Source organism: Methanospirillum hungatei, from assembly GCF_020216685.1.
Lineage (GTDB): Archaea > Halobacteriota > Methanomicrobia > Methanomicrobiales > Methanospirillaceae > Methanospirillum > Methanospirillum hungatei_B.
This window is the reverse complement of the sequence record NZ_JAIWNS010000143.1, coordinates 1-13,256: the sequence shown is the minus strand read 5'-3', so window position 1 is coordinate 13,256 and position 13,256 is coordinate 1. Positions and strand designations below refer to the sequence as shown.

The 13,256-nt window shown below is 41.5% G+C and carries 11 protein-coding genes; 9 read left to right on the top strand and 2 right to left on the bottom strand.

All coding sequences use genetic code 11. The features are described 5' to 3' along the window. Window positions 1-521: 521 nt before the first annotated feature. From LDL35_RS09175 to LDL35_RS09135, 9 genes are all read left to right on the top strand, one after another. Window positions 522-1,493: a hypothetical protein gene (locus tag LDL35_RS09175; RefSeq protein WP_304022002.1), complete on the top strand. Its 972-nt coding sequence runs from the start codon at window positions 522-524 to the stop codon at window positions 1,491-1,493. A gap of 1,052 nt (window positions 1,494-2,545) precedes the next feature. Next, a complete protein-coding gene (locus tag LDL35_RS09170) occupies window positions 2,546-2,884 on the top strand; it encodes a type IV pilin N-terminal domain-containing protein (protein ID WP_304022001.1) in 339 nt (112 codons plus the stop codon). 84 nt (window positions 2,885-2,968) lie between these two features. Then, the gene (locus LDL35_RS09165) at window positions 2,969-3,109 is read left to right on the top strand and encodes a hypothetical protein (protein ID WP_304021999.1); all 141 of its coding nucleotides are present in this window, start codon (window positions 2,969-2,971) and stop codon (window positions 3,107-3,109) included. Window positions 3,110-3,371: 262 nt separating this feature from the next. Continuing rightward, window positions 3,372-6,116 carry a TrlF family AAA-like ATPase gene (locus LDL35_RS15335; protein WP_369694909.1) on the top strand — a complete coding sequence of 915 codons (2,745 nt, stop codon included), beginning with the start codon at window positions 3,372-3,374 and terminating at the stop codon, window positions 6,114-6,116. Between the two features lie 2 nt (window positions 6,117-6,118). Beyond that, entirely contained in the window at window positions 6,119-7,369 is a 1,251-nt protein-coding gene (locus tag LDL35_RS09155; protein WP_304021996.1) for an ATP-binding protein, read from the top strand. Between the two features lie 77 nt (window positions 7,370-7,446). After that, entirely contained in the window at window positions 7,447-8,055 is a 609-nt protein-coding gene (locus tag LDL35_RS09150; RefSeq protein ID WP_304021994.1) for a hypothetical protein, read from the top strand. Next, on the top strand, window positions 8,052-9,170 hold the full coding sequence (locus tag LDL35_RS09145) for a PAS domain-containing sensor histidine kinase (protein WP_304021992.1): 1,119 nt from the start codon (window positions 8,052-8,054) through the stop codon (window positions 9,168-9,170). The genes LDL35_RS09150 and LDL35_RS09145 overlap by 4 nt, the downstream gene beginning before the upstream one ends. Before the next feature lie 51 nt (window positions 9,171-9,221). Beyond that, window positions 9,222-9,587, top strand: coding sequence for a response regulator transcription factor (locus tag LDL35_RS09140; protein WP_304021990.1), 366 nt, complete (start codon window positions 9,222-9,224; stop codon window positions 9,585-9,587). Next, window positions 9,584-10,183 carry a chemotaxis protein CheX gene (locus tag LDL35_RS09135; protein ID WP_304021987.1) on the top strand — a complete coding sequence of 200 codons (600 nt, stop codon included), beginning with the start codon at window positions 9,584-9,586 and terminating at the stop codon, window positions 10,181-10,183. Before LDL35_RS09140 ends, LDL35_RS09135 begins: the two co-directional genes overlap by 4 nt. Window positions 10,184-10,207: 24 nt before the next feature. Here LDL35_RS09135 and LDL35_RS09130 read toward each other — a convergent pair whose 3' ends face one another. After that, window positions 10,208-12,652, bottom strand: coding sequence for a PAS domain S-box protein (locus tag LDL35_RS09130; protein WP_304021984.1), 2,445 nt, complete (start codon window positions 12,650-12,652; stop codon window positions 10,208-10,210). Window positions 12,653-12,887: 235 nt separating this feature from the next. Then, a complete protein-coding gene (locus LDL35_RS09125) occupies window positions 12,888-13,136 on the bottom strand; it encodes an HIT family protein (protein ID WP_304021981.1) in 249 nt (82 codons plus the stop codon). Window positions 13,137-13,256 lie beyond the last annotated feature (120 nt).

Genomic DNA, 13,256 nt, shown 5'->3' with positions numbered 1-13,256 from the left:
GATTTTTCAAGATAATGATGGGCCAGAGCGAGGTGGTCCGTGTCATCATCGACATACAGGATCTTCAGAGGAGCAGACAGAGTATGAGAATCAGATGCAGATGCCTGATAATCCTGAAATGTCATATGCCCTCTCTCACCAGGATTAGGTTATCAGATACTCCTATGAGGATAGTAAAAACCCCCCTTTGCTGATCGCAAGTTTATAAAGTATTTATATGCCTCAATTTGTTGGAAGGGGGTTATTAGCTATTCTCCTATGTATAGTGATTCATTCGTAAAGGAGTTTCCCTCTTTCGTAAGGACTATATGTTGCGTTACATACCGAGTTTCATCAGACATCCAGGTGGAGTAGAAAGGAGTGTAGAGAGATGAGAGAGATACGAGAAGGAGAGGTATCATTGATATGGTTATTAAGGTATCATGATTTAGTGATATGTATCATTGATAAATTTAAATATATATCACGTTTCATTGATACTTGTGTCCTCCTTACATGTCAGTACCGATAAAGAAAAAATTGTGGATTTTATTGTGTCAACTTTAGGTATTCAATCCAAAGACGCAATGATTTCCTATGAAGAACCGATTATTACTGATACTCCGGTTCAGTCCGATATTCTGATCCAGGATCCGAAGTGGACCTATGTTATTGAGGTTAAAAAAAGAGTGTCTATTGAATCATTTAGTTATACAGCCCTTCAAAAGGCACTCATTGAAAAAGAAACATCCAAAAAGAATTATAGATTTATCATTGCGGCTACCGTAATCCCTCAGGAAATTCAATTACTTGCGGAAAAAATCAATGTAGAGTTGGTTCAACTCCCTCATAATCTGACCATCCCTCAAATAACCGATCAATACGCCACAAAAGGAAAAATAACCGCCGAAAAATCCTGGAGAGTTATTTGTCGTCTTTTAAAGGAGAAAAGAACCTCAATCAGACAGCTGGCAGTAAAGGAACATGTCTCATATGGTCTTGCTCATAAGGTGATCCAGGAATTACTTGATTCAGACATTGCAATAAAAAATGTCAATCTTATTCAGATTCAAGACATTTCCCCTCTCTTTAATGTTATCGCATGGGAGAGAAATACGAGAAAATTACAGATCAGTGAATTCTGGCCTCCTCATCAAGACTTTCATTCAGCAGCACAAGAACTCAGTGATGTAGGTATGAAGCACGGGTTTGAATTGGTGTGTAATTCCTTTACGGCAGCCGGCCTTTATACTGGTTATGCAATGAAACATGATGAAATCCATTTTTATATTGATAAAGAATATATTCCGTTTCTTCTAAATACGTATACAGATAAAACAGGCAGAATTAAGGCAATAGTATACCTCCCAGACAGGGATGTAAGTAAATCATCGAAGTTAATTGAGGGGATACGGGTAACATCACCCGGTCAAACCCTCCTTGATATTGCAGGGATGGGATATTCAGGCATAAATCTTGCGAAAAAAATGGTAGAAATATTTGACCGTCTATAATCCATCATCAGCTTTAATTTCTGAATCTCTTGAGATTCTTGAGATAATCAGTCAATGGTTACTACGACATGAAACACAGGGTTCTCAATTTCTTCCAGTACTTATAGGTGGCTAGGCTGTTCATGCATATAACCCCTGGTTTGGTTCACTTGACATTGACCTGATCACAAGTAGCCGGATAAGACAAAGTCTGAAGCATTATCTGAAGAAAGAACACAGTTTTTCTGATTACCGGTTACCATATACAACTACCGGAAGCACAGTAAAGAAAATTTCATCAGAAGGACAACCAATCATCATAGATTTCGGAACATATGAAAGGGATCAGCAATTTGAAGGTACAGATAAGAGCCTCTCATTTGAGATACTCATTGAAAATACTGAAATCAGACAGATCGGCAATATTTCATTTCGTATACCTAATAGATCGGTTCTTCTCGTCTTGAAATTAAAAGCATCATGGGACAGGCATTATCGAATCTCGCATAATATTTCTCATGATAACGAATGGGAGCAGGGAAAACTACTCAAAGATTATGGAGATATTCTGGCCCTCATTGATCCCAACATGGGAGGTCAGGAGATCAGATTTGATATTATCGGTGAATTTCTATCGGAGTATAGTTTTTTAAAAGATTGTTTGTTACGCTTAATGAATACAAATAATCCATTCACATTCTATAATCGAATAAGTTATAAAGACGGGCAGGAAGTAATTCAAACCTTACTGGAAATGACCGAATAATTCAAAGATTAAAATAAGCAATCGATTTCCCAATCTCTTCTTCTCTTTCGAAAGTTCTCTTGCATCATAGAGTGAGAAACCTCTGTTTTCCTCTATCTTTTTTTAAATCATAGTACCCAGATCATCTACAAAAAGAAGATCGTGATGACTGATACTAAAAACCTTTTCCGAATAATCCTCTTAAAAATTAGTCAAATAATCAGGAATTGTTCAAAAATCATTGCCGCCATTATACGCACCCGTCATCAATACCAGAATAATGAAAAATACACAAAATAATATAACCGCCAACTGACAGGTACATACCATGAGCAGAATACCCGGATACCCAAATGATCCTGCAGTGTCAGAAGTAATCGGAGAAATACTGATGGTTGCTTTGGTGGTTGCACTGGCATCCATCGTCTCAGCCTTTATGATGGGCCTTATCGGATCGGTCCCAGATACCGCCTTTACTGCGTTTAAAGCCGACCCTATCTTCAATAACACCACAAAGATGATTGATGCGGTCAGTATACTGTGCATGGCAGGTGAGGGAATCAGTGGTCGATCAGGAGGAAGTGCCGGTCCGGGAGCAGGAAATGAACTCAAAGACATGAGTATTCATATCTCCCCTCCGGATGGATCCAGCCATACCGTCTCCTGATGTGCAGCGATAGGATCAGATCCGTTTAGAGTAGGGCCGGGGACCCAGATATTTATCGTAAAACGAGGAGGAACATACTTTTTTGTGAATAATCCAGGCCAGACCGGATGTGGTGACAGTGGCGGGGGCAACCAGGAGTTAAAACCACACGGGCTGTGGACGATAACTATCGCTGAAACCCTGAAATCCAATACGGTTGTGTATAAAGGAGAGGTGTGGTTATAATTATCTGTTAAAAAATGAAGACGAACTCAATGGATAGTACCATTATTATACTTTCATGTATCCTGATGCAGCACAAAAAGATACATGTTGAAATAGAATAATTATTTCTTGCACAAAAATAACATGATATACATATCGAACTGATTCATGTATGAGGAAAAATAACGATCCCGGATTGTTGAGTTTTTTTATAATCTATGGGAAGAATGCCCCATTCTTCTCACCGATTATCAGGATTAAGAGAATGTAGGAAATCATTATAATGAATTCAATTTTCTCATACCCGGGAGCACGCTGGTGGAAATGTGACCTTCATCTCCATACCTCTGCTTCACATGATAGCATTTCTTTGCAGGAAATTCCATTAAAAACCTGGCTTCTTGCCATTATGAAGACAGGTATTGATGTAATTGCCATTACTGACCATAATACCGGCGAGGCAATTGATCCCATAAAAAAAATATATGCTGAGTTATATAATAATCATCCATCTGGATTTCGACCACTTATCATCTTTCCAGGTGTAGAACTATCAACCGTTGATAATACTCATATACTTGCAATTTTCGATACAAACAAAGGGACACGGGATGTTGAGGATCTGCTCACCAGGTTAGATATACCGAAAAGTATGTGGGGTGAAACAAACGGTGTTTTTACCCAAAAAAATACTCTGGAAGTCTTACAATGTATCAAAAACCATGGTGCCCTTCCAATCCCTGCTCATGCAGATACGAAAGCCGGAATATTCGGATTACCACCAAATTCATTACGCAGACTTCTTGCAAATAATTACAATATCGTGATAGAAACCACTCAAAAGTCATCAGATTGGCCTGAAATAGTGAAAAACGCAGATCCTCCCTGGGCACAGATTGTCGGATCTGATCTTCATAGACTCCCCAATGAACAAGACCCACCACTATTCACCTGGATAAAAATGCGTGAACCTAACGTGGATGGACTCGAAATGGCAGTATTGGATGCCAGGAATTCGGTTAAAATATCTCATAACGATACTATTGATTTATCATCCATAAATCATCCCTGGATACCGAAGGTGACGATAAAAAACACCAGATATATGGGAAAAGGAGAAGAGTTCATCGTTCATCTGAACCCCGGTTTAAATACGATTATTGGAGGGAGAGGGACAGGGAAATCATCTTTCGCTGAGTTTATCAGAATTGCAGCGGTACGAGAAGAAGAAATTCCAAAATCATTACAGTCGGAGCTTCAAAAATATTGCTTATCCCATGATGAAGATCCTGCAGGGCTTCTTGAGAAAGACTCTGTAATTTCGTTTGAATATGAAAAAGATCACGTTCGATACCATATAGAATGGAGTGCTATAACAAACCGCCATACGGTATCCTTGTTATCAGATGATACTGTATATGACGATGTAGCAGGTGATATTGTCAAAAGGTTCCCTATTACCATATTCAGCCAAAAACAGATATTTGAGATGGCGAAAAATCCCTCTTCATTCATCGACATGATAGATCAGGATCCTGATGTCGGATTTTCAGAGTGGCAATCCAGATGGAAAACCCTGACAAAGAGATATCTGACAATTCAGGCTAAAATCAGGGAGATATATGCATCACTCCCTGATAAAAACACACTTTATGGAACTCTGTCAGATATTACTCAAAAGATACACCACATAGAAAAATCCGGGTATTCAACGATTCTGGCAGAGTATCATAAAGTGATGAAAACAAACCGTGCTATCGAAATATGGGAGGAGAGCTGGCAGAACGCACATGAGTCAATAAATACTCTTGTTTTTCAAATGGGAGCTATTGATCCGGATATTGCCGATCTAAATCCGGAAATACCCACGGAGGCTTTGTGTGCTCAGGAATTAACAGAAAAAACAAAAAAAATTAATGAATTGATATCCGGTATTACGACCATCGCAGATCAGTTGAAGGAAGAATGGCAATCCTGGTTAGAAACCAAAGAAACTTCACCCTGGAAAAAAGATTTCGATTTTGTAGTAAATAGATATCAAGATCTGACAAAAAAACTATTAGAACAGGGCATTCATGATATTTCGGAGTATGGATCGCTAATTCAAAAGAAAGAAGCAATCGAGGAAGAGATCCGTTCATATGATTCGTTAATTGAGATACTTCAGGAGTACAAAAGACAGGAGAGTGAATTATTATCAGAAATAAATGATCATCGCTACCAATTGACAGAAAAACGGAAAAGATTTCTTTCAAAGTATCTAAACGGGAAAAGCCAGATTATTATGCGGATCATTCCCTTTGGAGACAAATCATCAGCAGAGGAAACACTTCGGGAAATACTTAATATCAAAGGGAATCAGGCATCATTCCTTTCATCTTCTGATGACAAGTCTGGGATTCTAGATACCCTCTCTTTCAAAATGAATGCTTCCCGGCAAGATGAGAAAAAAGAAGAAATCTCCCTTTCTCATTTGAATGCAGTGAAAAAAATCCTCTATCGGTTATGTGATGGCGAGGAGATAGACGGGTTTGATAATAGGTTGTTAAAGTCCCTGAAAAAATGCTCTCCAGAACAATTGGATAAGATTGCATTTTGGTTTCCGAAAGATACACTCTATATCGGGTACTGGGATGAAAAGAAGGGAGAATACAAAGATATTACAGAAGGATCGCCGGGGCAGAAAAACGCAGCGATATTGTACTTTATTTTAAGATATGGAACAAACCCGCTGATTCTCGATCAACCTGAAGATGATCTTGATAACCATCTCATATTCAATCTCATTGTAACATTGTTGCAAGGTCTAAAGGAAAAGCGTCAGGTGATTATTATTACCCATAATGCAAATATAGTCGTAAATGGTAATGCAGACCTCATAATACCATTCAAATCTGAACATGAAAATACCATAATAAATAACCAGGGAACTTTGCAGGATAGAGAAGTTCGAGAGGAGATCTGTAGCCTGATGGAGGGTGGAAGAAATGCATTTGAGCAGAGATATACTCGTATTCTTAAGGAATGACCATGTTGGACAGTCCTCATGATCTTCTTGAAAAAATCCGTCTAGGCGAAGATAACGCATTCGAATTAAAAAGAGTAGAGTTCATTGGGGACAGAGTTAAGGGTCCGTCACGAAATGATCTTGCAGATGAAATTGCAGCATTTGCAAATACCAATGAAGCAATCCTTATACTCGGAGTTGATGACAAAACACGCGAGATTCTAGGTATACCTCTTGAAAAGATCGATCTTGTAGAGACATATATCAGGGATATCTGCATGGACAGCATCAACCCTCCGGTGATTTATCGTGCCTTCAGAATTACGTTACCTGACAGCAGGGGAATTTCACGCCATATATTGAAAATTGAAATTCCAAGAAGTTTATTTGTTCATCAAAGTCCTGGAGGATATCTGATGCGTCTTGGGAGTTCTAAACGTCAGATGCCCCCGGAATATCTTGCACGGCTCTTTCAGCAGAGAAGTCAGGCACGGGTTATCTGGTTTGATGAACAGACTGTTCCCAATACATCTATTTCCGACTTAGAGCCACGTTATTATGAACGATTTATTACATCTCCAAATGAAGATCCAAAAGTTCAGTTAGAGAAAAGAGGACTTTTGAAACGGGATGAATCAGGCATTCTTTGTGCTACAGTGTCAGGAGTACTTCTTTCATCAATCCATCCTGAAAAATATCTTACAGGAGCGTTTATTGAAGCGGTTCATTATCGTGGAATTATTCAGGACTCTCACTTTCAGGTTGATGCAAGAAAGATAACCGGTCCGCTGGATCAACAGATCGATGCTGCAGTATCGTTTGTCATGTCCAACCAGAGAATTTCCGCTCGGAAAACACCATACAGGATTGAAAAAACACAATACAATAAGCGTGCCGTTTTTGAGGCGATTGTAAATGCCGTTGCACACAGGGACTATTCCATATATGGGTCAAAAATTCGACTTTTCCTGTATGATGACCGGCTGGAGATCTATTCACCTGGTTCTCTCCCAAATACGATAACACTAGATACCATTGAGTTCAGACAGGCAACACGAAACGAACTGATCACGTCACTCCTTTCCGAATGCCCTGTTTCATATGCAGAAACCATTGGGGGAAGAAGATTTTACATGGAAAAAAGAGGTGATGGTGTACCAATAATTTTCCGTGAAACCTTTTCTCATTCAGGGAGGAAACCAGAATACAGATTATTCGACGGGTCTGAACTCCTTCTGACCATATATGCAGCAGATGTTGATTCGGATGAATAAATAGTATCTGATACTTGCGTATTCAGGAACATTTATTAGTAAAACCAACAAGTAACCATGAACACGGAATTACGATCATGGAAATATCTGATGAAGTAATAGACGGGATTCGGGAACTTGTCACCATCGGAGTCGGTCATTCAGCAGGGATGATAAACGAGCTGACCAAGGCTCATGTTACCCTGACGGTTCCTGAAGTCAGGATATGTGACATGCATACTCAGGCCTCATCTCTTCTGGATCTCACCGACCCTGATGAATCATCCCAGGTAATTCTCACCTTCTCCGGTGAATATACCGGTTCACTCAGCCTTATCATCCCTCATAAAAGTGCAATTCACCTCGTCGTTCTCCTGACCGGTGAGGAGGGATCTCCGGATGAGATGGATGCCCTCAGGGTTGAAACTCTCATTGAAGTCGGGAATGTTATTATCAGTTCGGTTATGAGCTCATTCTCTATTCTCCTTTCCTCTCCTCTCACCTTCCTCTACCCGGTGTACCGGATTGGAAAATGGGTGGAAAATACTCTTATTATCAATTCTCAGCCCAAGCAGGGAATCCTTGCCAGAACAAAATTTCAGATCCAGGATCGTGAGATTGAGGGGATTTTATTCTTTTCAATTACCTCAGAATCATTCGACTTTCTGCAACGAACCATTCTGCAGATCATGGAGAGGGGGCTATGACGTCTGATTATGCATCCATCATCTCCCAAAGCCTGAATACCCTCCCGGTTGGTATCTGCATCATCCGTGAGGATCACACCATCACGTTCTGGAACCGGACTATAGAAACCTGGACCGGTATCAGCCAAATCCAGGCAGAAGGAAAGATTCTTGAGGATGTTGTACCGGTATTCGGAGAGCATCATGAAAGGTCACGGCTGAAAGTCGTATTCAAAGGAGGCGGACCGGTCATCCTCTCATCACGGTTCCATCCCCGGATTTTTCCACTCAGGGAGAACTCCCAGAATGAAGGAAAATATCAGCGAATAACAATATCCCCCTTTATTCTCCCGGATGAAGGGGCACAGGCGATCATCACGGTTGAAGATGTGACGGCCATTACCGAACAGGTCTTCAGGTACAGGCAGATAAAAGACCAGATCGCCTTTGAACTGGAAGAGAAGAAAATTACCGAACGTGCTCTTGAGATGGCACTCTCGAAACTGAATAATCTCGCTTCAATCACCCGGCATGACCTGTTAAATTCTCTGACGGTCTTTGAAGGATACTTAGGGATACTTCTGAATCAGGAACCTGGAGGAAAAATTCAGACGTATCTTGAAAAGATGAGAGAATCGACGCTATCCATGAAGCGTCATATCACCTTTGCCCGTGATTACCAGGAGATGGGAAATGCTGCCCCGACCTGGTACCATGTCGAGTCGTTAGTGAAGAACTCAGGAACCGGACCGATATTTAGGGACATTACCATAGAGGCCAATACCGGAAACCTGGAGATATTAGCAGATCCCCTCATCATAAAAGCCATGTACAATCTGCTTGAGAATGCGGTCCGTCATGGAGAACATACCTCCCACATTACGGTGTCACATGTGAAGGGCCCTGATAGTGTCACCATCATTCTTGAGGATAATGGCGTTGGGGTTCCATCAGATAAAAAGGGACGTATTTTTAACAAAGGTTTTGGATCAAATACCGGCCTTGGGCTCTTTCTTACAAGAGAGATTCTGGGTATCACCGGGATGCAGATAATCGAGACCGGAACACCGGGAAAAGGGGCACGGTTTGAGATCCGGGTCCCTGCCGGTCATTTCAGATATCCGGGAGAGGAATGAGATATATACCTTCCACAATCTATTTCATAATTCCCGTCATTATGATGATCAATGAGCAGTATCTTAATCGTTGATGATTCAGTATTTCAACGCAGGGTCGTCGGTGCTCCCTTGCGTGCCGGAGGATTTACGGTCTATGAAGCAGTAGACGGAAATGACGGTCTTCTCAAGATACAAGAGCTACAGCCTGATCTTATCCTGCTTGATATCCTGATGCCTGAAAAAGACGGGATCGAGGTCTTAAAAGAACTTCATGATACCGGGAATACCATACCGGTCGTGATGCTCACCTCTGATGTCCAGGATTCGACAAGGGATGAATGTCTCTCTCTTGGAGCCCGGGCATTCCTGAATAAACCGGTAAAAGCCGAAGAACTCATCCCGGTGATTACAAACCTGATCACCAAAGAATCATGAACCATATATCACAGCCGGTTCTGGACGGGATGGTGGAACTGGTCAATATCGGAGTTGGACGATCTGCAGGGAGCCTGAATACCCTGACCGGCCATCATGTCAGTCTGCGGGTTCCGGAGATAAAAATCTGTACGGTTCGTGAATTAAAAAAAGAACTTCCTCGTCCTGACCTTCCATTTACCGTTATAAACCAGGATTACAGTGGTGCATTTGATGGCACGGCAATGCTCATGTTTCCACAGGAGAGTGCTGAAGGTCTCTTCCTTCTCATGACCGGGGAAGAGAAAAAAACGCAGACGAATGATGAACTCTGGCAGATGACTCTGACTGAGATAGCAAATATCATTGTAAATGCAGTCATGGGATCAATAACCAATATCCTGGGAAAAAAGATAGAATTTCATATCCCTGAATATCATGAGGATTCACTGGATCATATCCTGGCCGACTCCAGGTTTCTTACCGAAGAGCAGGTTGCTCTCGTGCATACCGTCTTTGAAGTCAGAGAAAAGGATATTTCCGGAAAGATTGCGATACTCCTCACTAAACGGTCAATTGAGACGATTGCAGAGTTTATTCATGAGAAGATGGGTTAAAAATTTTTTTGATGAAACGTGTTCCTACTCCTGTATAACCCTGAATGATTCTTCTGGAACAAGCATCTCAAATCGTGCACCAGTTCCCGGCTCTCCGGTCTCATAGATGGTAATCCCGGTCAGCTGTAAGATCTCTCTGACAAGAAATAGACCCATTCCGGTATTTTTTCCATACCCTCGTTTAAATATCCGGCTTTTTTCATCATTTAGAATACCGGTGCCGTTGTCCTGATACGTGATTTCGAGCGTCTTTTCATGTTCATGACAGGAGATAGTAATTTCAGTTACATGACCTCCATGCCGGATAGAATTGTCAAGAAGATTATCAAATACCCGCTCTAACATGGGATCAGCATAGACCTCATACCGGAAAACATCTGGTAAAATAGTAATTCGAGCAACAGAACGCTTTTTCTGCATGATTTCGCCGATATTCTGCCATACCGGTTCCAGTGATCCGATATCCTCGTAGACCCTGGTAAATTCAATCTGGTTTTGTATCGTCCGGGTAAAGTATTCACATTCTTCAAGATATGTTCTAACCTTTCCAGCCGGTATCTCATCCAATGCAAATTCAAGGTACCCGATAAGACCGGTGACCTGGTTGAGAATATCATGCCGGGTAATGCTGGTCAGAAGGTTCAGCTGGCGGTTCGCATTTTTCAAAGATTTCTCTGCAATCTTTATGTCATTCACATCACGGGATGTTCCAATCACAGAATACCGATCAGCATCTGAATTATACGTGATGATAAGGCTTCCATAATGCCAATGCCATATTCCATTCGCATGACGGACACGGTATTCTACTCCTGGTCTTGTTTCGGTTTTCATGAAAGACTTTTCAAGGTACTGCTCACAAACAGAGATATCGTCAGGATGAACAAAAAACCGGAAGTTTTTACCGACGACAAAATCAACCGCATACCCAAGAACCCGGGTCCATGAGGGGGATACATAGGTGAAATTTCCATCCATGTCCAGTTGCCAGATAAGATCCGGTGCATTGTCAAGGACTAATTTTAACCGTGATTCACTCTCCTTTAGAGAACGCTCCTTCTCTTTCAGATCGGTTATATCATGGAAAGTCCATATCCGGCCCATCTGCTGTCCGGTAATAATCAGCGGTGTGGTATACCATTCAAGTACCTTTCCTCCTTTCAGAGAAATTATGTCAGAGTGTGTGACGATTCCATCTGCAATTTCCTGTATCAGTGATGAGAATGATGATGGATGTTCTGTTTCTCTCTCCATAACCTGAAGGAGTTTTTTCTCTTCAGTGCAGGTTCGATACGTATCAGGGACATCCCACATTCGGAAAAAACGTTCGTTCGAGCCAATAATCTGATGATGCTGATTCACAATAAGCATCCCATCTTTCGTTGCATCAAGCGTGCTTCGAATTATGATATCATTCTGACGTAAGGCATATTCATCTGCTTTTTGCCTGGTAATATCAGTAAGAAGAATCAAAGTCCCGATGTGTTCACCTTTAAGACCAGCTAAACTATTTTTTGTCAGGTATAACGACCGATCCCCTGATGATACCTCCACATGGTCCTGAGTAGCTGATGCAAGGACATCAAATATCTGGTGGTTTGAAGGGAGGAGTTCCCCAAGAGAGATATTTATCGCATCAGTTCTGTTGATTTGCAGCAAAGACCGTGCCATATGATTTATATCAATAATCCGGTTTTCGGCGTCTAATAGAAGTATCCCTGCAGGAATTTCATTGAAGATACTGCGATAGACAATCGGCCGGAGGGTATAGAGGCGATATTTTACCAGGGCAAGGGTACATCCAACAGCCGTGATTATCAGGCTGAATGGAACAAGGTTGACAAATCCGAACGGACGGATACCACTTTGGTATAATATAAGCCCGACCAGGGGGGAGAGAGCACCGATAAAAATGAGCCAGACGGTAGAGCCATAGGATCGGGGTGATGAGAACATCCAGTACAGGAGGGAAGCATTTATCAGAACCAGAACCAGAAGGGCATATATCTGGACCGGCATGTAAAGGATTCCATTCGTATGAACAAAATGAGGGATATCTGCGGTAATCTGGATAACATTCGGGTAATAGAGACGATGAATTGAGTTTGTTCCGATGATGAAAAGTGATACAATTCCCGGTATACTGATAATCCCAAGAATGATTCTGCTTTTCCTATTCCAGAATCCGATAAACCTGAAAGAGAAACAGATCATTGAGACCAGGAAGAGGAACATGCCAAGATATCTGAAAAAGACAAGGAACATATACCCTTCCGGACCAGGAAGGAGAAGTTCATTGCTGTAGGTTGCAGAATAGAGACTTTCTCCAAGGAGTAACCCGGCCAGGGAGAGGATGGCGATATCATCCTGTATCTCCCTCCGGTGATACCAGAGAAACAGGGCGACTGCTGCACCGATGAAAAGAGGGATAAACAGTATAAAAGAGAGGAGTAGAACGAAAGGTATCACAGATATCTCATATCCTCTCTGTGAAGTATGTATTTAAACTATCTGCCGATTCAGATCATAATATTGTGCCTTTCCAGATAAGGACGTTCTCTACGCCTCTTTCGGATGTCGGGATGTCAGGGTGCTCTCATAATGGGAACCTGAGCCATTCCGTACTATGTTCAAGCCTATTCTGAATCAGGCTTCCATTATTGTGCTTAAAATTTCAGAGACGACTGGGGCTAATCTTTTTCGTTCAGCATCGTTTCACTGACACGAAGGACCGAATTAACCCATCTAAATACTCCTTTCCTGACCTGACGAGTTCCATCATTGCAGCCTGTTCCTCGTTGGTTGCATCGAAAAAAGATATGATATGGCGATAGGGGATGATGAGGAGATGACCGGGCGTAACCGGGTAATCATCAAACCGGCAATAGGCATACATATTCGAGAAGAGTGTTTTTTCGGGTGATGGAAAGCAGAAGATGCATGGAGTACTCATACAGAAAGTACTAGTTGGCTTATACAGGGAATATAAATACGCATTCTAATAGACTTTTCTGAATGAACAACAAGAAGTAAAAAAGAGCATATAGAATGTCGGTTCATACTAAGAGAGAAT

Coding starts and splice junctions, on each gene's coding strand:
- LDL35_RS09135 (WP_304021987.1), top strand. CDS start 9,584: ATGAACCATATATCACAGCCGGTTCTGGACGGGATGGTGGAACTGGTC.
- LDL35_RS09170 (WP_304022001.1), top strand. CDS start 2,546: ATGAGCAGAATACCCGGATACCCAAATGATCCTGCAGTGTCAGAAGTA.
- LDL35_RS09125 (WP_304021981.1), bottom strand. CDS start 13,136: ATGAGTACTCCATGCATCTTCTGCTTTCCATCACCCGAAAAAACACTC.
- LDL35_RS09145 (WP_304021992.1), top strand. CDS start 8,052: ATGACGTCTGATTATGCATCCATCATCTCCCAAAGCCTGAATACCCTC.
- LDL35_RS09150 (WP_304021994.1), top strand. CDS start 7,447: ATGGAAATATCTGATGAAGTAATAGACGGGATTCGGGAACTTGTCACC.
- LDL35_RS09140 (WP_304021990.1), top strand. CDS start 9,222: ATGAGCAGTATCTTAATCGTTGATGATTCAGTATTTCAACGCAGGGTC.
- LDL35_RS15335 (WP_369694909.1), top strand. CDS start 3,372: ATGAATTCAATTTTCTCATACCCGGGAGCACGCTGGTGGAAATGTGAC.
- LDL35_RS09155 (WP_304021996.1), top strand. CDS start 6,119: ATGTTGGACAGTCCTCATGATCTTCTTGAAAAAATCCGTCTAGGCGAA.